Raw genomic sequence first — 24,443 nt, forward strand, 5'->3', positions numbered from 1 at the left:
TACATCCACAAATGAGTTTTCTGATTAAAAATCAGTAAATTACAACATAATCAATTAAAAATTTTATTATGAGAAGTCTTCTTTGGTTAGTAGCAGTGGTATGTATTATTATCTGGTTACTGGGACTTTTGGGTATTGTTCCGGGGCTGAGCACAAGTAGCCTGCTACACGTTTTAATCGTAATAGCAGTCATTATTATCCTGTATAATATCATTTCCGGACGAAAACCACTCTAATTATTAAAAATCAGGTATGATTACCCGGCAAACCTTCTAATTATAAAGGTTTGCTTTTTTATGCAGTAAACGATCGTAGTACATCAAGACATCTAGGACAAATAAATCAAATAAAACACTAATTCAGTTACCGGATAAACACACAATATGTATAAATTTGAGAAAAGAAACTAATATATAATCATATATGAGAAAAGAAACACATCATAAGGGTTGGAACGAGATAAAGACAAACGATTCATGGGCCATTTTTAAAATAATGGGAGAATTTGTCAATGGCTTTGAAAAAATGAGTCAAATCGGACCATGTGTATCCATTTTTGGTTCTGCTCGTACGAAACCTGACGATCCGCAGTATATATTAGCAGAGAAGATCGCTAAAAAAATTGTAGAGGCCGGCTATGGAGTTATAACCGGTGGCGGACCGGGAATAATGGAAGCCGGAAACAAAGGGGCTCATCTTGGTGGCGGTACTTCTGTAGGATTGAATATAGACCTGCCGTTTGAACAACATGACAATCCGTATATCGATAGCGACAAAAACCTTCAATTTGATTATTTCTTTGTTCGTAAAGTAATGTTTGTAAAATATTCTCAGGGATTTGTTGTTATGCCCGGAGGATTCGGAACACTCGATGAGCTTTTTGAAGCCATGACATTAATTCAGACCAAAAAGATCGCAAAGTTTCCTATCATTCTCGTAGGTTCAGAATTCTGGGAAGGTTTATTTGAATGGGTAAAGAGAGTATTACTCGAAAAACATGGAAAGGTAAGCCCGGAAGACCTGAACCTTATCAAAATAGTAGATTCGGAAGATGAAGTTATAGAGGCTTTAGATGCGTTCTATAAAAAATACAACTTAAGCCCTAACTTTTAATTCATAAGGAGTTACCTAAAAAAGGGAGGCATTGTCAGTTCGAGCACAGTCGAGAACTAATAGCAGTTGATTATCAATAGGTTTCGACTGCGCTCAATCTGACATCCGGTTTAAAAATAACTTTTTAGCCCCTCTCTTCTTTTTTAAGCGGAGTTTCTACTCGCATTAATATTTCCGAATAACGACCGTGTAACCATCTTTTCATAAGTCTCTAGTTCATCTTTATTAATCTTTTTCTCCCTATGCATTTCCTGTAACTTTCGCAATCCGTATTGCTGAATCGTCAATAACGGCAATACGATTTTTTCTCTGACATGTATAGAAGCCCTCATCGTCGGAGAATCTTCCATCAGTTTTGAATATCCCGTTAATTTTAATATCATAGATTTGCTTCGTTGGTACTCGTCGTGGATCTGATTCCAGAATGCACCGTATTCCTTATCATATTTCATATACGCGGTTAATTTAAAATATGATTTGGTTAAACTCATCATACTATTTTCCAGCAAAGTCCTGAAAAACAATGAATTTTTATACAGTGATTCTAATTTATCCCATTCGCCATTATTTGAAAAAGCCTCTAACGCTATCCCCACACCATAAAAACCAGGTACGTTCTGTTTTAACTGACTCCAGCTACCTACAAATGGAATTGCACGCAGGTCAGAGAATACAAGTTCATCTGATTTCCCACGCTTGGATGGCCTGCTTCCGATATTTGTCTTTGCATAGTACTTAAGAGTACTCATCTCCTCCAGGTATGGTAAAAACTTAGGGTGATTTTTAAAATCAACATAAGCGTTATAACTCACTTCTGCCAGGCGGTTCATCGTACTTCTGTCTTCTTTTGATAAAAGGTTTTCATCCTCTTGATCAAAAGCTTGATTTGCCACTCCGGAACTGATCAGTTGCTCTAAATTGTACTGACATGAATCTATGGTGCCGAAATTTGAACTAATGGTTTGTCCCTGGATCGTTAATTGTACTTCTTCATTTTCAATTGTTGGTCCCAGAGAGGCATAGAACTGATGGGTTTTCCCTCCTCCTCTTGCCGGCGGACCTCCTCTTCCGTCAAAGAACATTACTTTTATATCGTATTTTCTCGATATTTCAGTGAGTCTTTCTTTTGCTTTATAAATTGCCCAATTGGCCATTAAATATCCTCCGTCCTTGGTGCCGTCGGAAAAACCAAGCATGATGGTTTGCTTTTTACCTCTTCGCTTTATATGTGCTGCATATACCTTATTGGAATACAAGGTTTCCATAACCTCATGCGCCACTTCGAGGTCGTCTACTGTTTCAAACAACGGAATGACATCCAGATCAGGTTGGCTCCAGTCGCATAAACGAATCATGGCGAAGGCTTCCATAACATTAATAACACTTCCGTTATTACTTATAATATAGCGATTGCACCCTCTTTCTCCATTCTTATCCTGAATAGTTTTTACAGCATAGATAGAAGCCAGCGTCTTTTTAGCCATTTCATCTTTAAAGAGCTCAGGATCTAACTTCCCTTCCACTTTACTCAACACTTCAATCTGCTCTTTGTCCGATAGCAATTCATAATTCTTTGGAAATATATCTAATCCCATTTCCCACGATTCCCTAACGATATTCGAAAGAACATTATGATGTACTCTGGAATCTTGTCGTATGTCAAGGGTGGCAAAATGAAGCCCGAAAAGCTTCACCTTATTAATCATACTGCTGATCTCTTCAACGTACAACGACTGATGCTTATTTATCAGGATTTCCTTAACCTGAGTGAGCACCTCTAAAATTTCAGGCGCAGTGATGGTAGGTTTCTTATCTTCTTTAAATATGTTTTCGTATAAACGGGCTTCTAAATCAGAGATCATTACATCTACCTCATTGAAAGTGATCTTTCTTTTTAGTCGCCTGACGTCCCTGTAATAATTTCTTATAACCGTACTCCTCAACCGGTTTGCAACCTTCAGTGTTATTTCTGTTGTTACAAAGGGGTTACCGTCCCGGTCACCTCCTGGCCAGAATCCAAGATTGACAATATCATTATCAATCTCCTCATCTTGTAATATATTATCTTGTATATAATTGTATATCCTGCTCATCGAATGGTAAAACACATTCTCCAGATACCAATTCAGGCTTACGGCTTCGTCAAAGGGAGATGGCTTTTCTTTTTTAAAGAATGGGGTTTTTCCCAATTGCGCCAGTAACTTTTTGATCAGGGTAAGGTCGTTGGCTTCAATGGCTTTGGCTAAATCGGTAATGATACCTAGAACCGGTCCCGGGTAAAACTGGGTTGGATGCGCCGTTAAAACTGTCCTGACATTGAATTTTTTAAGGTTCTCTATCAATTCTTTGCCTTTGTTTTTGGCCTGGGCTTCTTCTTTGAGGTTCCTGAGAGTTCCCCGACCATCCATATTGTTTATGACAGGAAATGCCGCATCTTCTATAGCGTCAAACAAGACAACCTGACGTTCGATATATTGAATAAACCTGAACAGAAGTGCTGTTTTTTCTTCTTCACCTGGGTTGTCGAAATACTTATTAAAAAAGGCTTCCACAATTTCCGAAGGGTTCTTATCACTATCAAAGCCTTTCTCGCAAAATTCACTAAACAAGGGTAACATTACCCCGGTATTTGTAATTTCATCAAATGGCAGTGTAATGAAAATACTATTATAAATCTGATACTTTGCCAGTACACTCTCATTAAATCGATCTATCTTCGGTTTTCTTGACATAGGTTGATATTTTTTCGTGAAAATACAAAAAACCCTTCCAAATACCAGACTGGAAGGGTTTGTTTAAGTGTTTACCACATAAATTAAACGTATTGTGTCATTTATTACAATTCATTAAATATAGTGTGCATTAATCTCTTTTTATCATTGATACTTTCTTCTAATGAGATCATGGTTTCCGTTCTGGAAACACCATCTATGTCATCGATCATGAAAATCACTTCTTTGGCATGCTTGGTATCCTTTGCTCTAATTTTACAAAACAAATTGAATTTGCCTGTAGTAACAGAAGCAACCGTTATGTAAGGGATCTCATTCAGCCTTTCCAATACGAATTTCGTTTGATGTGTTTTTTCAAGAAAAATACCTACGTAAGCGATAAACGCATAACCTAATTTTTCATAATCAAGTGTTAAAGATGAACCTTTGATAATTCCGGCATCTTCCATCTTTTTTACCCTAACGTGTACCGTACCGGCAGATATCAATAACTTTTTAGCTATATCTGTAAATGGAGTACGGGTATTGTCTATTAACATATCCAGTATCTGGTGATCTACTTCGTCTAATTTAAATTTCGCCATAACTATTTTGAATTTCCAGCAAAAATATCAAAAAAATATACACAAACGTTAGTTTATTAGAGCAAATTCCGGGTTAGCGTTAAATTATTATTAAGTTATTTGCCGATTTTTTAAGATTTCCGTAATATCCAGTCTCCCAAACCCCTTTATTTCAAACGATTTAGTAGAATTTCTATCAATATTTTGCTCTATGTGTCCATATAAAGCTTTCAGATCCCCAGATTTTTCAATAGTCGGGAGCAAATGAAGCTTCTTTCCAATCAATGTTTCCTTGTACAGAATTCCGACATCATTTTTCATCCCCTTCCCGTTAACATCTCTGAGTATGATATCTAAAAACAACTTGTCGTTCTCTGGTATCCTGAAATATGATTCATAATCATTTCCGGTTATTTTCTGATCAGCTATATACTGTAATGCCTCACATAATGATATAAAAATATACCTCCGCGTTTCTTCACGCAAATAATCTCCGGGAAAGTGCCCGGACTCAAACAATACGGTAGGCACCCCTGCCGCTTGAAATGTATCACCAACGCAATTTAAGTTAAATCCGTCATCATATCTCCCTACCTGATTCGGGATGAGTGTCTGTAACGCCTCATTCATCCGGACAATGATTTCCATACTCTTCTTTCTGGTCGTAGTCACAGAACGTTCTTTATCCTCAGAAGGCGATAAAAACGAGACCGTGGCAGGCTTGTTCACCTTGCCGGCACTGAAAATAGTTCGCTGATCATGTAGATTAAAGCAATAATCAGGTTTAAAATCATTAAAAACAGTCTTTAGGACAACGCTTTCCGGCTGAGATAGTTGTTGCGCATCCCTGTTCAGGTCAACATCATTCGCATTTACCCTGGTGTAATTTTCTGCCCCATCCGGATTCAGCATCGGTATGATACAAATACTGCAATTATTCAGGATATTTCGAGTTCGTATACTTTTACCGTCCTGTAAGAGCTTCAATAAGTCAAATACTGCCTTGGTAGTGGTTGATTCATTACCATGCATTTGCGACCACATAAGAACTTTCTGATCTCCCTTTCCTGTTTTTATAGCATATATAGGCTTGTTCCGGACCGATGTACCAACGACGGAGACTTTAAAATCAGCAGGCAAATTCCTTATTATAAAATCGATATCTTTTAACGTTATATACCTTCCATATAACCGGTCTTCTTTATAATGATCAGTATCGGTGCTATTCATTTTATTTTATTTAGGATTACAAAAGTAATTAATAATAGCATCTTCCAGTTGGAATAGCTCATATCTAACGTATTCAAATCAGGCTGTTACAAAGTTAAATTCAAACACGTTTAAAATTGTAAACAACGTGCTTTACAGTTGTAAACGTGAACTTTGTCAATTTTTGTTTAGTCATGTAAACGCATCGTATTTCCCATACGTGCTTTCTACGACTATTTAGACAGAAAGAACATTTTGAAAGATAATTTGTATAAAATCAGTTTGATATGTTACTATATTTAAACTAACACTTTATGTTTGTCGGTCTGATTTCGGAGTCTTTTTTGCTATTTGTTATATTTTATTTACATTTGTAATCAATACAAATGTTTAACGTTGTAAACAAATGATAAACACTGAAGAATTTACGAAGCGCTTGCAAAAAGTGCTTGATCACTATCACTTAAGCGCTTCTGCATTCGCTGATAAAATCCAGGTAAACAGGGCTTCTATTTCTCACCTGATGTCCGGCAGAAACAAACCCAGCCTTGACTTTATTTTGAAAATACTGGACGCCTTTCCCGAGGTCGAATTATATTGGCTGTTAAACGGTCGCGGAAATTTCCCGAAAAAGCCCGAAACAACTAAAGCAAATACTCTATTCTCTCACGTCGACGTTGAAACAGATCCTGATCAAAAAGAAAATCAGGGAAAGACTTTTACGGATGAGCCGTTTCAACAACTGCCCCCCATGGACAAAAAAATTGAAAAAATCATCATTTTTTATTCAGATGGGACTTTTAAAACTTTTATAGAATCTTAACAACACATATAAACTTGTATTCTTTCTTTATTGTTTATTTTTGAACATTGTAACAAAAAGCAAGAAATGAATAAATTATTACTCCTTTTCGTATGTGTGTCGTTATTTGTCTCATGTTATAATGTAGAGCGCAACTGTACAGACTTTAAGACAGGTACATTTGAGTTCCATTACACGGTTAACGGTGAAGAACATATAAATAAATTTACACGCACTGACAGCCTGGAATATGAATATGTCGAAGGCAAGGTCGACACAAACTCTGTAAAATGGATCAATGATTGTGAGTTTGTGGTTAAAAAACTACATCCTAAATCGAATGCCGACAAGAAAGCAGTCCACATAAAAATCCTTTCTACTTCTGAAAATTCTTATAATTTTGAATATTCCTTGGTGGGAGACTCAAAAAACAAGCAAAAAGGGACAGCCGTTAAAATAAATTAAACCATATGTTTGAAATTCTAACCAGTGTTGATGCGTGGGTAGCGCTATTAACGCTCACTTTTTTAGAGATTGTGCTGGGAATCGATAATATTGTTTTTATTTCGATCGCAGCAAACAAATTACCGAAAGAAGATCAGCGCAAAGCTACCAACTGGGGACTTATCTTAGCGATGGTTCAGCGCATCCTGCTCCTTTTCGCCGTGTCTTATTTAGTGGGGTTAAAAGAGCCTTTTTATCATATAGAAACATCATGGCTTACTATAGGAATCAGCGGACAGGCTATAATCTTATTACTTGGAGGCTTATTTTTACTGTACAAAAGCACCTCAGAAATCCATGAAAAAGTAGAAATTCCAAAGCATGGTGAAACCGTACTTGAGTCTAAAAACATAACTAAGTTATCTCATGCTATTTTCCAGATCGTTATTATCGATTTTATATTTTCAATAGACTCTATCTTAACTGCCATAGGGATGACAAACGGAATAGGCACCAAGCCATCGGATGCCCTTATATTAATGATTATAGCCGTTGTTGTGTCTATTGTTGTTATGATGGTATTTGCCAATCCTATCAGAGAATTTATCAATAAACACCCGTCTATGCAATTGCTTGCTCTTGCTTTTCTTATTTTAATAGGATTCATGCTTATTGCAGAAGCAGCTCATTTATCGCATGCTGTAGTGTTTGGCCAGGAAATAGGCGCCATACCAAAAGGTTATCTGTATTTTGCCATAGCATTTTCCCTTCTGGTTGAGTTTTTAAACATGAAGCTTAAAAGGAAAATAGAAGTAACCAAAAAGGGGGAACGAAATTAAAAAAGCGCCAATGGCGCTTTTTTTAATCAAACTCTATAGAAGTCTGCGACTCGCCTTCTGCTGTTATGCCGCCACTTTCATCGTGTAATTCTTCCTCTTCTACAACTTCCATCTCTTTGGCCGGTACTTCTTCCGGCTCTTCATAAGGCAGAGGCTCTAACCTGTTGATCTGCCTGATCTTATCAGCGGTCAATTGATTCCCTAAAGCTTTAATTCCTTTTACCGATATAAACTCCTCAAGATCAACCTCCAGGTTGTCTATCGGATCCTTTCCTCTCGGTTTCATGAATTCAATTTCAACCACCGGTCTCCAATCGGTAAGCACGATCTCCAGATTTGATTTCGGATGATCAGAAATAACGATTTCCTCTTTATTGGTATTTTCAATAAGGAACCTTTTTACATAATAACGTTCTTTGTTCCCGTCGAAATAAATAACCGATACAGGTTTTTCAGGGTGCCATTTTTCTAAAAGGATCATATTAGGATCGAAATGTGTTGTTAATTCCGGAGCGATCGTCTTAACCAATCCATCCTGGTTCACAACCAATAACTTATCCGTAGGCCTGAACTCTCCGAGCAATTCTCCACGACCATCTACATTAAGGCGCTGAACAACATCATCGAACCATATTTTCCGGGGTTTCAAGGTAGAGACTCCTTTTTCCTTTAACTCAATTCGCTTAACGGCGTATTTAGTTACAACATTTCCTTTCGAATTCCTTCCTTTGATAAGGATATCGGAAAAATCCAGATCCCATTTTAATTTTTTGATGCTACCTGCTTGTCGTAAAAGAACGGTAACCACTTCTGCCTCTCCATTCGGATTGGCAGAGAAATAATGCAATGCCGACAAAGCCTTTCCGTTGGTAAGGTCGTATTCGCGGTCTCTGGTGACACCGGTTACGTTAAAGCGCTTTACATAGCTGGCACCTCCTTTACCATCGCGGTAAATCATGTTGTATGTGGTGCGTTTATCCTTTTTCTTAAAGACAGCAACGTGAATTATGTTTTTGCCGACATAGGTCTTGTCGGCTACTTTGGTTACCATCATCTTTCCTTCATTGGTAAAAACAATAATATCATCAATATCACTACAGTCACCTACGTATTCATCTTTCTTTAAAGAAGTACCTACAAATCCTTCTTGCCGGTTCACATAAAGTTTGGAATTTCTTATAACGACTTTAGTGGCCTCAATATCTTCAAAAAGCCGTATTTCCGTCTTACGTTCTCTTCCTTCTCCATACTTCTTTTTTAGGTTTATAAAATAGGTGATGGCAAATTCGATCAGGTTGTTCAAGTGATGCTTCACGCCTTCTATTTCATCTTCCAGCGAATCAATCAATTGCTGAGCTTTGTCTATATCAAATTTCGAAATCCTTTTAATCCGGATCTCAGTGAGCCGCACAATATCATCAGTAGTTATAGCACGCTTTAAGTGTTTGGTATGCGGCTGTAAGCCCTTGTCTATAGCAGCAATCACTCCTTCCCATGTTTCCTCTTCCTCTATATCGCGATAAATCCTGTTTTCAATAAAGATTCTTTCCAGGGATGCGAAATGCCATTTTTCTTCTAATTCACTCAGCTGGATCTCCAGTTCCTGCTTTAGTAAATCTACTGTATGGTCAACAGACCGGCATAACATTTCTGAAACCCCCATAAAATGAGGCCGGTTATCAATAATGATGCAACCAAGCGGCGATATAGAATTTTCGCAATTGGTAAATGCATACAAGGCATCAATGGTTTTATCGGGGGAAATACCATTGGGAAGATGCACCAATATCTCTACTTCAGCAGCAGTATTATCTTCTATCTTTTTTATTTTAATCTTCCCCTTATCGTTAGCTTTCAGGATAGAATCAATTAAAGAAGTGGTTGTGGTTCCGTATGGTATCTCATTAATAATCAGTGTGTTTTTATCCAACTGAGATACTTTTGCTCTCACTCTCAGTTTTCCACCCCGCTCGCCATCATTGTAATTACTTGCATCCATAATACCCCCGGTCGGGAAATCAGGAAGAATCGTAAATTTTTTGCCTTTCAGGTATTTAACGGAAGCATCGATGAGTTCGCAGAAATTATGAGGAAGTATTTTTGTCGATAACCCAACAGCTATACCTTCTGCTCCCTGCGCCAAGAGCAATGGAAATTTTACAGGCAGGTTGATAGGCTCGTTTTTTCGGCCGTCATAACTCAATTGCCATTCTGTTACTTTCGGACTAAAAACAACCTCTGCAGCAAATTTAGACAGGCGAGCTTCGATATAACGCGAAGCAGCTGCCCCGTCGCCGGTAAGAATATTCCCCCAGTTTCCCTGAGTGTCGATCAATAAATCCTTTTGCCCGATCTGGACCATAGCGTCTCCAATGCTCGCATCTCCGTGTGGGTGGTACTGCATCGTATGCCCGACGATATTGGCTACTTTATTGTAGCGCCCATCATCTAACTCTTTCATCGAATGCATAATTCTACGCTGTACGGGTTTGAAACCGTCTTCGATGGCGGGTACTGCTCTCTCCAGTATCACATAAGATGCATAATCCAGAAACCAATCCTTATACATACCCGTTACGCGGGTTATCGTGTCTTGTGATTCGTTTTCCGGGTGTCCGTTCAATTCCTGATTTTCATCCATGAAAGAAAATCGTTTTAATTTAAATGATTAATGATTAGGCTTGTTCTTCTGCTACATCCAGCTCCACCTTAAGGTTTTTTATGATAAACTCCTGCCGGTCAGGAGTATTTTTCCCCATATAGAACTCAAGTAATTTTTCGATAGACATTGCCTTATCGAGCATTACAGGTTCCAGGCGAATGTCATCTCCTATGAAATGCTTGAATTCGTCAGGTGAAATTTCCCCAAGACCTTTGAATCGGGTTATTTCGGGTTTCCCTTTTAATTTTACGATTGCAGCTTTCCTTTCCGTTTCGCTGTAACAATATATCGTTTCTTTTTTGTTACGCACTCTGAAAAGTGGGGTTTGGAGAATATACAGGTGCCCTTCCTTTATCAATTCAGGAAAAAACTGTAAAAAGAAAGTGATGAGCAACAAACGAATGTGCATTCCGTCGACATCGGCATCAGTAGCAATTACAATGTTGTTATATCTCAGATCTTCTAATGACTCTTCTATATTCAGTGCAGCCTGCAATAAGTTGAACTCCTCATTTTCATAAACAATCTTTTTAGACATTCCATAAGAGTTCAATGGTTTTCCCCGCAAACTGAAAACCGCCTGGGTGTTCACATCCCTGGACTTGGTTATTGAACCGGATGCCGAATCTCCTTCTGTTATGAACAAAGTTGTGTCCAGCCTTCTGTCCTTTTTCATATCTCCCAGGTGTATTCTGCAATCCCGGAGTTTTTTATTGTGCAGACTTGCTTTTTTAGCACGTTCTTTAGCCAACTTTCTAATACCTGAAAGCTCTTTTCTTTCTCGTTCTGCCTGGAGAATTTTACGCTGTAGCTTTTCGGCTGTATCATTGTTCTTATGGAGAAAGTTATCCAAATGCGTGCCTACGAAATCATTCACATATGTTCTCACGGTTGGCAAATCGCCTCCCATATCCGTTGAACCTAGCTTAGTTTTGGTCTGACTCTCAAAAACAGGCTCCATTACTTTAATGGAAATAGCTGCTATGATAGACTTCCGTATATCCGAAGCCTCGTAGTTCTTACCGTAAAAATCGCGGATGGTCTTCACGATCGCTTCCCTGAATGCTGCCAGGTGCGTACCTCCTTGTGTGGTATTTTGTCCATTTACAAAAGAATGGTATTCTTCGCTATACTGTGTCTTACTATGTGTGAGTGCTACTTCAATATCATCTCCTTTTAAATGTATGATAGGATACAATATATCTGCATCATTGGTATTATCCTGAAGCAGGTCTTTTAAACCGTTTTCCGAATAATACTTCTCACCATTAAATACAATCGTAAGCCCGGGATTCAAGTATACGTAGTTTCGCAGCATTTTTTCGATATACTCATTCCGAAACTTATAGTGCCTGAAAATGGTTTCATCAGGGATAAAGGTGATTTTTGTTCCTCTTCTTCTTGAGGTTTCGGCAAGCTCTTCTTCATTGGTAAGTTCCCCCCGTTCAAATTCGGCTGATCTCGACTTTCCGTCGCGGGTTGATTCTACACGAAAATAATTTGATAAAGCATTAACCGCTTTGGTACCTACACCATTCAGTCCTACCGATTTTTTAAATGCCCTGGTATCATACTTTCCCCCTGTATTCATTTTAGACACCACATCCACAACTTTCCCCAGAGGAATCCCCCGGCCATAATCGCGCACGATAACCTTTTCATTCTGAACTGAAATCTCGATAGTCTTCCCTGCCCCCATCACAAATTCATCGATACTATTGTCGAGAACCTCTTTCAATAATATGTATATCCCATCATCGGCAGAAGAGCCATCCCCTAATTTACCAATATACATTCCCGGTCGCATACGGATATGCTCTTTCCAGTCTAACGAACGAATATTATCTTCGGTATATTGAGTAGTATCAGTCATAAAAAAAGGGATTTCGTGTACAATCGCTAATATACTATAACAACTGTAAAAATAAAATATCCGACAATTAAAGTAATTAACAAGGTTATTAAATAAAAAGTTAAAACATGAAAACCAACAAGTTATTAAAACATCAATTTTTAAGTGTGTTTTCTTCGTTTTTGAAGAGATATAACCACTACTCCGAAAATTACAATTATCGTCCCTCCCATTTGTAGTATTGTAAACTTTTCATCTAAGAAAATACTTGCCAGAATAATCGTCGACACAGGGCCTAAACTCCCCAAAACAGAAAAGTTGGAAGCCCCTATTTCTTTTATACTGTACGACACCATAAAGGAAGGAATCACTGTTGAAAGAAACGCCATTGCCAGTCCCAGCCAATACACATTGGCATGATAACCAGACAAAGAAGCTTCTTCAGACAAGGAACAGTGTGTTACAACACTTATACAGGCTATAATCATAGCGTAAGAAGTAAATCTCAGCACTCCGAACTTAGGAATTAAAAAATCACTTCCCGTCAAATATGAAGCATACGTCAATGCACTTAAAAATATAAGTCCTGCTCCTGTTAGAAATTCGCTGCCTTCTATCCTGAACTCATCCCAAAAGGCTACTAAAACACCGACATACGTAATCGCTATTGCCAAAATTTGTACAGGACCAACCTTCCTTTTCAAGAATACTGCAGATAATATTACAACTATTGTTGGGTAGATAAACAAAATAACCCGCTCAATGCTCGCCTTAATGTATTGTAATCCCAGAAAATCGAAATAGCTGGCAAGATAATAACCTATAAATCCGAAAAAAAGCAGCCAGATAAAATCCTTAACACCCAATCCGTGTTCCTCGGATTTTTTCCTGGTGATAAACAAAATAACGATATAAAACGGAAGGGCAAAAAGCATTCTGAACATTAAAAGGTTCACCGGAGAAACATCATACTGATATGCCAGTTTCACCATAACGGCTTTTGCAGAGAAAAACACCACTCCTATAATTCCTGTAAAAACAGCAAGGCATGTATTATTGTTCTTAAACATAGAAACAAAAATACATGCCTTGGAAATAGTTTGTTTTATACGCTTATCGAATTATACGATAGCCAAACTACCTCGGGGCAAGCCCACGAGAGAGCCAAACGTAAAGAAAAGGTCTGGTAGCCCTTTTTAGCGATGGAGCCAGCTGGCGCATGCAAAACATTTCGACGCTTGCGTCGGAGTATATAAATCTCGATGATCGAGTCAAATAATTATTTTTTTCAGACATTGAACCTGAAGTGCATTACATCACCGTCTTTTACAACGTATTCTTTTCCTTCTACCCGCATTTTCCCTGCCTCTTTCACTTTAGACTCGCTACCATACGCTACGTAATCATTATATCCAATTACTTCAGCACGAATGAAGCCCTTTTCAAAATCGGTATGGATCACACCGGCAGCCTGAGGTGCCGTAGCTCCTACAGGTACCGTCCAGGCACGAACCTCTTTTACTCCCGCTGTAAAATACGTCTGTAAATCCAATAATTTATATGCTGCGCGAATCAATTTAGAAACACCTGGTTCTTCCAATCCTAAATCCTCTAAAAACATTTCGCGTTCCTCATAGGTTTCCAGTTCGGCGATATCAGCTTCTGTAGCGACCGCCAACACAATAATTTCAGCATTTTCATCTTTTACGGCCTCTTTTACCTGGTCTACATATGCATTTCCGTCCTTTGCAGCACCTTCGTCAACATTACATACATATAAAATAGGTTTAGCGGTAAGCAGCTGAAAACTCTTGGCCAGTTCTGCTTCATCATCAGTTAATTCTACAGCACGTGCCGATATACCACTTTCCAGAGCGCTTTTAAAGCGTTCTAAAACAGCTTTTTCTTTTATTGCATCCTTATCTCCGCTTTTTGCAGCACGGTTCACCTTCTCGAGGCGCTTATCTACCGTTTCAAGATCTTTTAACTGTAATTCAATATCAATGGTCTCTTTATCACTGACAGGGTTGATTTTTCCGTCCACGTGAACGATATTGTCATTGTCAAAACAACGCAATACATGAATAATAGCATGACATTCGCGAATATTGCTCAAGAACTGGTTCCCTAAGCCCTCTCCTTTACTCGCTCCTCTTACCAACCCGGCAATATCAACGATTTCTACCGTAGCAGGTAAAACCCTTTCAGGATTCACTAATTCTTCTAATTTCTGAAGACGATTATCCGGTACATTAACCACCCCCAAATTAGGCTCGATCGTACAAAAAGGAAAGTTTGCGCTTTGCGCTTTGGCATTCGATAAACAATTAAATAATGTTGACTTCCCAACATTCGGTAATCCTACAATTCCGGCTTTCATTCGCTAAGTATTTTGAGGGGCAAATATACTATATTTTATTCATAAAAAAATCCCAAGCAACAGCCCGGGATCTGGATTTTTAATGATGGAAATATTAGTCTTCCGGATGCATAAATTTTTGTTTCCCCAGAAGTTCCTCTTCGGTTTCCACATGGTCGTCATCCGGTACACAACAATCTACCGGACACACAGCTGCACACTGAGGTTCTTCGTGAAACCCTTTACATTCAGTACATTTATCAGGAACAATGTAGTATATCTCATCACTAACAGGGGTTTGCGCGTCATCGGCATCCACTTCCTTGCCATTTGGCAAGACAACGCTCCCTGACAATGAAGTTCCATCACTATACCTCCAGTCATCGGCTCCTTCATATATTGCAGTATTCGGGCACTCGGGTTCACAAGCACCGCAATTTATACATTCGTCTGTTATTATAATAGCCATAGCAATTTCCTTTGAGTCGTTTAAATTTCCATAAATTTGCTGGAACAAAAATACTGTTGAAGCAAAACATAAACAAATATAATGAGTGATATTCACAACAAGATTACTGCTTTTGTTAAACTCGGGAAGTTTTTAGGCCAATTTACCGGAAAAGATATTGTAAAAAAAGAAAATATAGAATACAATGAACTTTTCTTTGAGGGGTTTAAACATCAGCTCAAACTGGCTGAAGAAACAAACAGCTGGTTTACAAAAGAAAATCTTATTTATGCGCTCTCTCAATGGTCTGAAGCGCTTACTGAAGACAAGCTCTTAAATTGGTTGTCGGACTATGACCTAAGACCGGTAACCCCTAAAAGAGTTGCTGTGATCATGGCCGGAAACATTCCTATGGTCGGGTTTCATGATTTTTTATCCGTGTTGATCTCCGGACATTCAGTTATTGCAAAACTCTCATCGAACGACAAACACCTTCTCCCATACCTGAGCAAATACCTTGAACATACAGAGCCATCTTTAAAAGGTACGATTACATTTACAGAAGACAAGCTTGAAGGTTTTGATGCTGTTATTGCTACCGGAAGTGATAATACAGCTCGTTATTTTGAGTTTTACTTTAAAGGCAAACCCAGTATCATCAGAAAGAACAGAAACTCCGTAGCTGTTTTAACGGGTAAGGAAACCAAGGAAGAACTCGAAGCTTTGGGCGAAGACATCTTCAGATACTACGGCCTGGGATGCCGTAACGTCTCTAAATTATTTATCCCTGAAAATTACGATTTCGATCCTTTCTTTGATGCCATATATAAATATAAAGATATTATCAATTATCCAAAATATGCCAACAACTACGATTACAACAAGGCGGTGTACTTGATGAGTCTTTTCGATATTCTTGAAAATGGTTTTTTAATGCTTAAAGAAGATGACAGTTATGCGTCTCCCATAGCAACTCTTTTTTACGAAAAGTATGTGAGTATTGAATCTGTACAAGAAAAACTGAATGTCGAAAAAGAAAGCATACAATGTGTGGTAGGCAATGGTGTTATGGAGCATGAAACTGGATTCGGCAACACTCAAAAGCCAAAATTAAGTGATTATGCCGATGGCGTCGACACCCTGGATTTTCTGTTGCGTATTTAACAAAATTCTAAAAGGTTTATATCTTTTTTTCCCGAATTAATTAGCACCTTTGTATGCATTCACGAACAACCAACTATTTATAATGAAAAAACACAATTTTAGTGCAGGTCCGTGCATTTTACCTCAAGAGGTTTTTAAACAGGCGTCTGAAGCCGTGATAGATTTTAACGGATTAGGATTATCGCTTATTGAAATTTCACATCGCGACAAAAACTTTATTGAAGTAATGGATCAGGCCCAAAGCTTGGCATTAGAGCTTTTGGGACTGGAAAACAAAGGATACAAAGCCTTATTCCTGCAAGGAGGGGCCAGTACCCAGTTTCTGGCCGTAGCCTACAACCTATTAAACAAAAAGTCGGCATATCTTAACACCGGGACGTGGGCTTCTAAAGCTATAAAAGAAGCCAGATTATTCGGAGAGCTTGTAGAGGTTGCTTCTTCCAAGGATCAAAACTTCAATTACATCCCGAAGGGATTCTCTGTTCCGTCTGATGTGGATTATTTACATATCACAACCAACAACACCATTTTTGGAACCCAGATCAAGGAAGATTACAACTTTGAGGTTCCATTGGTAGCCGATATGAGTTCGGATATATTTTCATGCCAGAGAGACTTCTCTAAATACGATCTCATATATGCAGGGGCCCAGAAAAATATGGGGCCGGCAGGTACAACTCTGGTGGTGATCAAAGAAGGTATCCTTGGAAAAGTCGACAGAACAATTCCGTCAATGCTGGACTATAAAATCCATATCGATAAAGAGAGTATGTTTAATACTCCCCCTGTTTTCGCAGTTTATGTTTCTATGCTTACCCTGCAATGGCTGAAAAACCTCGGCGGAATTCAGGCTATAGAAAAAATCAATCAGGAGAAAGCAGATCTTTTATATGATGAAATAGACAGAAATCCCTTATTCAAAGGGTTTGCTGCTACAGAAGACCGTTCAAACATGAATGCAACATTTAACCTGGTTGATGAAAGTGTAAAGGATCTCTTTGACGGTATCTGGAAAGATGCCGATATCAATGGCTTAAACGGACACCGAAGTGTTGGCGGATACAGGGCTTCTATGTATAATGCCCTGCCATTGAACAGTGTCGAAGTTTTGGTACAGGCAATGCAGGCAATTGAAAAAAGAGCTTAAAATACTACTTAAATAAAAAAAATGAAAATATTAGCAAACGACGGAATTTCTAAAAGCGGTATAGAAGCTTTAGAAAAAAATGGCTTTGAGGTTATAACAACTACAGTAGCTCAGGAACAATTGATCAATTATATAAACGAAAATCAAATAGATGCATTATTAGTGCGTAGTGCCACCAAGGTTAGAAAAGATATTATCGATGCCTGCCCGTCACTGAAACTGATTGGCCGTGGTGGTGTTGGTATGGATAATATTGATGTAACGTATGCAAAGGAGAAAGGACTTCATGTTATAAACACTCCGGCAGCATCTTCAGAGTCTGTTGCCGAGTTGGTTTTTGCTCACTTGTATGGCGGAGTCCGATTCTTATACGACGCCAACAGAAATATGCCTTTAGAAGGAGATTCTCGCTTTAAGGATCTAAAAAAAGCCTATGCCAAAGGCATGGAATTAAGAGGTAAAACACTTGGTATTATTGGTATCGGCCGTATCGGGCAAGCTACAGCCCGTATAGCTTTGGGTGTTGGAATGAAAGTAGTTGTTTACGATCCGTTCATTGAAAATGTTGATATAAAAGTAGACTTTTTTGATGGTCAGTCAGTTAACTTCCATATTGAAACAGTATCTAAAGACGAAGTTTTAAAGCAGGCTGATTTTATCACTGTACACGTTCCAGCTCAAAAAGAATACGTGATAGGCAAACACGAAATTGAAGAAATGAAGAATGGGGTTGGAATTGTAAATGCCGCCCGGGGAGGTGTCGTAGACGAAGTAGCACTGATAGATGCTTTGGAAAGTGGAAAAATTGCTTTTGCCGGACTTGATGTTTTTGAAAACGAACCCAAACCGGCAATGAAGGTATTGATGCACCCGCAAGTTTCATTAACGCCACATATCGGAGCTGCAACATCTGAAGCCCAGGATAGAATAGGTACCGAGCTTGCTACCCAGATAACAGAATTACTGAAATAAAAACATCATGATAAATTTAAAAGAGCCTTTCCATATTTGAAAGGCTTTTTTTGTATCTTGTTTGTCTATTAATCAATATAAAAAATCATGTCAGGCATTATAGACTTATTGAATAGTGATATGGGGCGCCAAATTATTCAGGGCGTAAGTAATCAAACCGGAGCTCCGGAAAATAAAACTGCTGATGTTTTAGGTTCGGCTATCCCTTTGTTATTAGGAGCTATGCAAAGAAACGCGTCTTCTCAGCAAGGAGCTGAAGGACTTTTGTCTGCTTTAAGTTCCAACAAGCATGACGGAAGCCTGTTAGACAACCTCAGTGGCTTTTTTGGAGGTGGCGTTGATAATAGTGCTATAAGTGACGGAGCAGGGATTCTGGGACATGTTTTAGGAAATAAGCAACCTGCTGTAGAAAACGCTTTAAGCCGGAAATCCGGCCTGGATGCCGGAACCATTACCCAGATCTTAAAAATTGCAGCCCCGTTAATCATGGCGTATCTAGGAAAGCAGACAAGAACTAATCAGGTAAGCTCATCAAACGATATCGGGGGCTTGCTAGGAAACCTTATGGGAAGCCAGCCCAAACAAGAACAGAGTTTAATCACCAGTTTGCTCGATGCCGACGGCGACGGCAGTATGATCGATGATGTTGCCGGGATGGTTCTGGGCGGAAACAAGAAAAAAGGTGGATTGGGTGGTATGCTCGGAGGTCTCTTTGGCAATAAATAGTCAATAATAGAAATCAATATACAGCCGGACCAAGTTCGGCTTTTTTTGTACCTTTAAGTAGATGAACCCATGGGTGGTTCGCGAAATGCCCGTCTGCATGCCAGCCCGACAAAGGTTGTTGCGGCAGATACCGCAGAGTATTGAGTTTCAATGAGCAAATAATATATCCGGTTTATGAAATATTTAATATCCATATTACTCCTATCCCTGATTATCTGGGGATGTTCCTCTTCTAAAAATGCATTAAACATCTCTGAAGATGAACAAATGGCATTTAGTGCCAAAAAAAGCGCTCAGGATACTGTCAGAATAGCTAATGACAGCCTGGAATATGAGATCATTATCATAGACCCCGGTTATTATACCTGGCTTAACAGCATAGCTAAACCACGCGGATACTATTCTCAAAACTATTTAGAGAACAGAAACCAGATTTATGTGATCAACTGGAACCAAAGAGTTCTTGAACCCATACGGTATGCTCCTCATCTTTACGAAATGCAAATTGATTACAGACCAGATATAGATTATGGTTATGAAGTAAATTACCAGTTATATAATTATTTTATTTATTTCCAACGAAAGTACAATCAGCGCTTAGGCCCCTTCTTCCCCGGTATCAATTAATATTATATCTTTGCGTCCAAATTTCAGGCATGGAAAAACTAAAACAACGTTGGAACATTAAATCAAACTTCCAGCTCTTTATTATTTTTTTGGTTTTTGCAATAACTGGTAGCAGTGCCGCTAAACTGGCAGGACCGTTAATGGATTTGCTCCATCTTACGACTGAGAACACCAATCTTTGGTTGTATTGGTTTTTGAGGATCGTACTAATATTTCCAATATATCAGGTATTATTAGTATTTTTTGGATGGCTGTTTGGAGAATTCAGGTTTTTCTGGGATTTTGAGAAAAAAATGCTGAAAAAAATGGGAATCAAACTATAATGAAACTTAAACCGGTTAAACATATAGTTCTACTTGCTTTTAGTTTTATCCTGAGTGGGATGCTTTTTCTTCCTACCCTGCTTGGCCTGGCTCATGCATTCTCGGATCACGAGCATACACAATGCTATGAGTTTGATGCTACTCATTTCCATAAAAAGGATATTGAATGTGAAATTTATAAGTTTAAATCCAATCAGTATGTATATCACGTACATGGATTTACAGAACCAAGCAACCTACAAACTCCATCACAACAGGTTTTTAATTATTATTTCTTTTTAAGCGAATTTCAATCGCTTCACTTCTTACTTAGAGGACCGCCCTCGATCGTATAGTGCTTTATACACATAATGTCGTTTATCAAATCTAAATGGCGGTTTATTTATCATAAACTCTAAGAATTTAAAAGAAAATGAAAAAAATATTTCAAGTCATGCTTTTAAGTGTGATTACTATGACTATGCTGAATGCTCAAAATACTGTTAAAGGTATTGTTAAAGATTCAGAAAAAGATCAACCCATCCCTTTTGCTTCTGTATACTTTCCTGAATTGGAAAAGGGAACGGAAACTGATACGAACGGACAGTTTATTATAGAAAACCTCCCGGAAGGCACTTATAAACTGGTTATCTCTTCAGTAGGATATACCACTTTTTCTCAAAATGTGTCTACAAGTGATACCCCCGGCATAAATGTCATGTTAAAACCCTCTGCTATTGAAATGGAGGAGGTTATAGTATCGACACCATTTCACAAGTTACAAAGAGATAATGTAATGAAAGTAGAACGGGCCAGTGTTGCAAAACTTAAAACAGAAGGGGCTTTAACATTGGCAGAAGGAATCAATAATATTGCGGGAGTAGAAAGTGTTTCCACCGGAATAGGTATCGGAAAACCGGTGATCAGGGGATTGAGTGGCAACAGGGTTCTTGTTTATACTCAGGGGATCAGGTTGGAAAACCAACAATTCGGCGACGAACACGGTTTAGGAATCAACGACGCCGGTATTGAGAGCGTGGAGGTTATAAAAGGGCCTGCTTCCCTGCTCTATGGATCAGACGCCCTCGGGGGTGTTCTCTATCTAAATCCGGAAAAATTTGCCCATAGTAATTCGACCGGTGGTGATATTAACATGAATTACTATTCTAATACCTCCGGCTATAATACAAATGCCGGGTTTAAAACATCGGGTGAAAAATTTAAATTTTTAATCAGGGGTGCCTATAGTTCACATGCCGATTATAAAACAGGCGATGGAGAAAGGGTCACTAACACCCGGTTTAACGAATTAGATTTAAAGTCAGGAATCGGATACCAATCCGGAAATTTCAAAACAGAATTAAGATATAACCTGAACAAATCAGAATTAGGAATCCCCGAAGAAATCGGGGTACAAAGCAAGGACAGAAGCCCTTTAGAACCCTATCAAGACCTCACCAGTCATATTTTTAGTTCTAAATCCAGTTTCTTTTTCGAAAAAAGCAGCTTAGATATTACATTGGGATATACCCATAACAACAGGCAGGAATTTGAGGAACATCACCATGATGCTCATGAAGAAGAAGAACATGAGGAACATGAAGCGCATGAAGAAGGGGCAGCTCTGAATATGGATCTAAAGACATTTAACTATAATGTACGCTATAACTTACCTAAGTTGGGCAAATTAGAAACGATCGTGGGCATACAGGGAATGCACCAAACAAATAAAAACACCGGTGAAGAAGTTTTAATTCCGGATGCCACTACTGCTGACATCGGTTTCTTGGCAACATCGCACTACCATTTAGATAAAATAGATTTTCAGTTTGGAATTCGTTATGACAACAGATCGATTGATTCTGAAGCCCATGGAGTATTAACAGACGAACATTATATTGAAGCCGTAGACAAGAATTTCAACAGTTTTAATGCTTCACTTGGCACCAAACTAAATTTTTCGGAAGAATTAGATCTGCGTTTAAACATCGCCAGCGGGTTCAGAGCCCCTAATCTTGCAGAACTTACTTCGAACGGGGTTCATCACGGAACTAATCGTTATGAAATAGGCAATCAAGACCTGAAGAACGAACGCAATTTACAAACCGATATTACCCTTGAATATAAAAACCAGCATTTTGAAGCATTTATAGACGGTTTTTATAATAAGCTGAATGATTACATTTTTTTGGAACCGACCGGAAATATGATAGACGGGGCACCTGTTTATAATTATGTTCAGGAGGATGCTAAATTATTTGGAGGTGAAACAGGTTTTCACTTACATCCACACCCAATACACTGGCTGCATTTTGAATCCAGCTTCGAAATTGTTTTCGGAGAGCAGACAAATGGCGATTATTTACCATTAATTCCGGCCAGTTCTCTTACCAATACTTTCAGGGTCGAATTTGACCAAAATAAAAAGACCTTAAAAAGTAGTTATGGTTTTGTTACACTTAAGAATGTTTTCGATCAGAATAATGCAAGTTCCTTTGAAACAACAACCGATAGCTACACGCTTTTAAATGTCGGAATCGGAGGTAAAATCGGATTTGGGAAACAAGAGATGGACTTTAACCTGAGTGTCAGCAATCTATTGGATGAAAGTTATTATTCGCATCTTTCCCGGCTTAAAACTGACGGAATCTATAACATCGGAAGGAATATCAGTTTCGGTCTGAGCATTCCGTTCTAAAACAATAAAAGAGGTTGTCTCTAAAACAGAAAGCATTGCCTTGAAATAGATTTCCGGGCAACCATAAGCTATCATTCAGACAACCTCTTTTTATGTATCCGACAGCCGTGGCACAAAAAATAACTGATTAATTTTAAAAATAGTACAGCCGTGGTTTACCCGGGTATCATATCCTTAAGAGATTTCACCCTACTGAATACAGCATCCCTATTTGACCTCTATAAACTTATCCTTTGAAGGTTTTCTTCCTTTGAATACGTGAATATAGAACCACATAATAGTAAATGTGGGGATGATGTCGAGCCCCGGAACTATTTCCTCTACAAAGGAGACGACACCTCCCACCTGCCCTGCTCTTCCTTTGTACAACCGTGTCATTATCCATCCTGAAACAGGTGCCCATATAATATCAGAGAACTCTCCTATTCCGGGGATCATAAAAGAGACCATTCCGATAAGATCTAAAAAAATACTGAGAATTAATTTTTTATACTTTCCGTTTTTGTTTTTCGACATTTAAATTTCAATTTAGCGTAAATCCGAACTTATTAGTTTTAAAAATTCATTTCGGGTCTCATTCTTTTCAAATTGTCCCCTGAAACCTGAAGTTGTTGTTACAGAATTCTGTTTTTGAACTCCGCGCATCATCATACACAAATGTGCCGCCTCTATCACCACGGCAACGCCCTGTGGTTTGAGGGTGCGGTCTATACAGTCTAGAATTTCCTGTGTAAGTCTTTCCTGAACTTGTAACCGCCTGGCAAAAACATCAACAACCCTCGGTATTTTGCTCAACCCTACTATCTTACCGTTAGGGATATATGCTACATGCGCCTTTCCATAAAATGGAAGTAAATGATGTTCACACAACGAATAGATTTCTATGTCTTTTATAAGTATCATTTCATTGTAGTTCTCACTGAACATGGCACTTTTAAGTATTGCTTCGGCATCCTGATGATATCCTTGCGTTAAAAACATCATCGCTTTGGCCGCCCTTTCAGGGGTTTTAACCAGTCCTTCTCTTCCCGTGTCTTCTCCAAGTCCTTCTATGATATCTTTATATCTTTCCCTGACTTCATCGGTAATTTTGATATTGTATTCTTCTTTATGGCTATAAGGCATCTTTATTATTTTATTTTATTTCCGTAATAATGTTTCAGATTCTTGATTTTCGGAGCTATTACCAGCCGGCAATACGCTTCCTCCGGGTGTAACTTAAAATATTGCTGATGTTCTTTTTCCGCATTATAAAAATCATTCAGAGGTTCTATTGTTGTTACTATCGGTTTTGAAAAGACTCTTTCTTTTTCAAGCAATTCTATAAACGACTCTGCTTGCTCCTTCTGGTTATTATCGGCATAAAAAATCACCGACCTGTATTGGGGGCCTTCATCAGGTCCCTGCTTATTATAAGTTGTCGGATCGTGCGTGGCAAAAAATATTTCCATTAGTGAAAGAAAAGAAATTATATTCTCATTATAAAATATTTTAACAGCTTCTACATGTCCGGTATCTCCTTTTATCACCTCCTTATAAACAGGATCTTTCGTTTGTCCCCCTGTATAACCGGAAACAACACTCTTCACTCCTGCAAGTCTGCTAAAAACAGCTTCCGTACACCAAAAACATCCCCCTGCAAAAACAGTGTAACTTACATTTGTCATAGATACCCAATGGTTATAATCAACTTATTTTCAGATAAGTTGTTGTGACTAATATACTAAAATTACCATTATGCTTTTAACATTTATTTAAGACGACATATTCTGCCTGTCTTATAG

At 38.4% G+C, this 24,443-nt stretch carries 24 protein-coding genes; 13 read left to right on the forward strand and 11 right to left on the reverse strand.

What is annotated here, in order from left to right; all coding sequences use genetic code 11:
- The first annotated feature begins 68 nt into the window (after window positions 1–68).
- On the forward strand, window positions 69–236 hold the full coding sequence (locus tag MQE36_RS13540) for a lmo0937 family membrane protein (RefSeq protein ID WP_242936513.1): 168 nt from the start codon (window positions 69–71) through the stop codon (window positions 234–236).
- 187 nt (window positions 237–423) lie between these two features.
- Complete coding sequence (locus tag MQE36_RS13545; RefSeq protein WP_242936514.1) at window positions 424–1,113, forward strand: LOG family protein; 690 nt, start codon at window positions 424–426, stop codon at window positions 1,111–1,113.
- A 143-nt stretch (window positions 1,114–1,256) separates the two neighbouring features.
- Here the strand turns inward: MQE36_RS13545 and MQE36_RS13550 are convergent, their stop codons facing one another.
- The 3 genes from MQE36_RS13550 to MQE36_RS13560 form a co-directional block, all read right to left on the reverse strand.
- Window positions 1,257–3,845 (reverse strand): phosphoenolpyruvate carboxylase, encoded by a 2,589-nt coding sequence (locus MQE36_RS13550; RefSeq protein WP_242936515.1) that lies wholly within the window; start codon window positions 3,843–3,845, stop codon window positions 1,257–1,259.
- A gap of 104 nt (window positions 3,846–3,949) precedes the next feature.
- Complete coding sequence (locus tag MQE36_RS13555; protein WP_242936516.1) at window positions 3,950–4,429, reverse strand: Lrp/AsnC family transcriptional regulator; 480 nt, start codon at window positions 4,427–4,429, stop codon at window positions 3,950–3,952.
- A gap of 90 nt (window positions 4,430–4,519) precedes the next feature.
- Window positions 4,520–5,638 (reverse strand): M14 family zinc carboxypeptidase, encoded by a 1,119-nt coding sequence (locus MQE36_RS13560; RefSeq protein ID WP_242936517.1) that lies wholly within the window; start codon window positions 5,636–5,638, stop codon window positions 4,520–4,522.
- 385 nt (window positions 5,639–6,023) lie between these two features.
- On the opposite strand from MQE36_RS13560, the gene MQE36_RS13565 reads away from it, so the two are divergent.
- The 3 genes from MQE36_RS13565 (at window position 6,024) to MQE36_RS13575 (ending at window position 7,702) form a co-directional block, all read left to right on the forward strand.
- Window positions 6,024–6,440, forward strand: a complete 417-nt coding sequence (locus MQE36_RS13565; protein ID WP_242936518.1) for a helix-turn-helix domain-containing protein — start codon at window positions 6,024–6,026, stop codon at window positions 6,438–6,440.
- Window positions 6,441–6,506: 66 nt separating this feature from the next.
- On the forward strand, window positions 6,507–6,884 hold the full coding sequence (locus MQE36_RS13570; RefSeq protein ID WP_242936519.1) for a hypothetical protein: 378 nt from the start codon (window positions 6,507–6,509) through the stop codon (window positions 6,882–6,884).
- 5 nt (window positions 6,885–6,889) lie between these two features.
- The gene (locus MQE36_RS13575; RefSeq protein ID WP_242936520.1) at window positions 6,890–7,702 is read left to right on the forward strand and encodes a TerC family protein; all 813 of its coding nucleotides are present in this window, start codon (window positions 6,890–6,892) and stop codon (window positions 7,700–7,702) included.
- 22 nt (window positions 7,703–7,724) lie between these two features.
- On the opposite strand, the gene MQE36_RS13580 is transcribed toward MQE36_RS13575, so the two are convergent.
- The 5 genes from MQE36_RS13580 to MQE36_RS13600 all read right to left on the reverse strand — a co-directional run bounded on the left by MQE36_RS13580 (window position 7,725) and on the right by MQE36_RS13600 (window position 15,044).
- Window positions 7,725–10,343 carry a DNA gyrase/topoisomerase IV subunit A gene (locus MQE36_RS13580; protein ID WP_242936521.1) on the reverse strand — a complete coding sequence of 873 codons (2,619 nt, stop codon included), beginning with the start codon at window positions 10,341–10,343 and terminating at the stop codon, window positions 7,725–7,727.
- Window positions 10,344–10,377: 34 nt separating this feature from the next.
- Window positions 10,378–12,237, reverse strand: a complete 1,860-nt coding sequence (locus MQE36_RS13585) for a DNA topoisomerase IV subunit B (RefSeq protein ID WP_242936522.1) — start codon at window positions 12,235–12,237, stop codon at window positions 10,378–10,380.
- A gap of 140 nt (window positions 12,238–12,377) precedes the next feature.
- The gene (locus MQE36_RS13590; protein WP_242936523.1) at window positions 12,378–13,286 is read right to left on the reverse strand and encodes a DMT family transporter; all 909 of its coding nucleotides are present in this window, start codon (window positions 13,284–13,286) and stop codon (window positions 12,378–12,380) included.
- 218 nt (window positions 13,287–13,504) lie between these two features.
- On the reverse strand, window positions 13,505–14,596 hold the full coding sequence (gene ychF / locus MQE36_RS13595) for a redox-regulated ATPase YchF (RefSeq protein ID WP_242936524.1): 1,092 nt from the start codon (window positions 14,594–14,596) through the stop codon (window positions 13,505–13,507).
- 94 nt (window positions 14,597–14,690) lie between these two features.
- Window positions 14,691–15,044, reverse strand: coding sequence for a 4Fe-4S dicluster domain-containing protein (locus MQE36_RS13600; RefSeq protein WP_242936525.1), 354 nt, complete (start codon window positions 15,042–15,044; stop codon window positions 14,691–14,693).
- A gap of 81 nt (window positions 15,045–15,125) precedes the next feature.
- On the opposite strand from MQE36_RS13600, the gene MQE36_RS13605 reads away from it, so the two are divergent.
- From MQE36_RS13605 to MQE36_RS13640, 8 genes are all read left to right on the forward strand, one after another.
- A complete protein-coding gene (locus MQE36_RS13605) occupies window positions 15,126–16,187 on the forward strand; it encodes an aldehyde dehydrogenase family protein (RefSeq protein ID WP_242936526.1) in 1,062 nt (353 codons plus the stop codon).
- A gap of 82 nt (window positions 16,188–16,269) precedes the next feature.
- A complete protein-coding gene (gene serC, locus MQE36_RS13610; protein ID WP_242936527.1) occupies window positions 16,270–17,334 on the forward strand; it encodes a 3-phosphoserine/phosphohydroxythreonine transaminase in 1,065 nt (354 codons plus the stop codon).
- A gap of 21 nt (window positions 17,335–17,355) precedes the next feature.
- Window positions 17,356–18,306: a D-2-hydroxyacid dehydrogenase gene (locus tag MQE36_RS13615; RefSeq protein ID WP_242936528.1), complete on the forward strand. Its 951-nt coding sequence runs from the start codon at window positions 17,356–17,358 to the stop codon at window positions 18,304–18,306.
- An 87-nt stretch (window positions 18,307–18,393) separates the two neighbouring features.
- On the forward strand, window positions 18,394–19,032 hold the full coding sequence (locus MQE36_RS13620) for a DUF937 domain-containing protein (protein ID WP_242936529.1): 639 nt from the start codon (window positions 18,394–18,396) through the stop codon (window positions 19,030–19,032).
- 174 nt (window positions 19,033–19,206) lie between these two features.
- Complete coding sequence (locus tag MQE36_RS13625) at window positions 19,207–19,659, forward strand: DUF6146 family protein (protein ID WP_242936530.1); 453 nt, start codon at window positions 19,207–19,209, stop codon at window positions 19,657–19,659.
- A gap of 29 nt (window positions 19,660–19,688) precedes the next feature.
- Window positions 19,689–19,982, forward strand: coding sequence for a DUF6787 family protein (locus tag MQE36_RS13630; protein WP_242936531.1), 294 nt, complete (start codon window positions 19,689–19,691; stop codon window positions 19,980–19,982).
- On the forward strand, window positions 19,982–20,317 hold the full coding sequence (locus MQE36_RS13635; RefSeq protein ID WP_242936532.1) for a hypothetical protein: 336 nt from the start codon (window positions 19,982–19,984) through the stop codon (window positions 20,315–20,317). Before MQE36_RS13630 ends, MQE36_RS13635 begins: the two co-directional genes overlap by 1 nt.
- 77 nt (window positions 20,318–20,394) lie before the next feature.
- Window positions 20,395–22,659, forward strand: coding sequence for a TonB-dependent receptor (locus MQE36_RS13640; protein ID WP_242936533.1), 2,265 nt, complete (start codon window positions 20,395–20,397; stop codon window positions 22,657–22,659).
- 207 nt (window positions 22,660–22,866) lie between these two features.
- Here MQE36_RS13640 and MQE36_RS13645 read toward each other — a convergent pair whose 3' ends face one another.
- The 3 genes from MQE36_RS13645 to msrA are packed head-to-tail and all read right to left on the reverse strand — an operon-like array spanning window position 22,867 to window position 24,326.
- On the reverse strand, window positions 22,867–23,175 hold the full coding sequence (locus MQE36_RS13645) for a hypothetical protein (RefSeq protein WP_242936534.1): 309 nt from the start codon (window positions 23,173–23,175) through the stop codon (window positions 22,867–22,869).
- Between the two features lie 12 nt (window positions 23,176–23,187).
- Complete coding sequence (folE, locus tag MQE36_RS13650) at window positions 23,188–23,784, reverse strand: GTP cyclohydrolase I FolE (RefSeq protein WP_242936535.1); 597 nt, start codon at window positions 23,782–23,784, stop codon at window positions 23,188–23,190.
- Window positions 23,785–23,789: 5 nt separating this feature from the next.
- Window positions 23,790–24,326, reverse strand: a complete 537-nt coding sequence (gene msrA / locus MQE36_RS13655) for a peptide-methionine (S)-S-oxide reductase MsrA (protein WP_242936536.1) — start codon at window positions 24,324–24,326, stop codon at window positions 23,790–23,792.
- Window positions 24,327–24,443: the final 117 nt, after the last annotated feature.

Source organism: Zhouia spongiae (assembly GCF_022760175.1).
Taxonomy (GTDB): Bacteria; Bacteroidota; Bacteroidia; order Flavobacteriales; family Flavobacteriaceae; genus Zhouia; species Zhouia spongiae.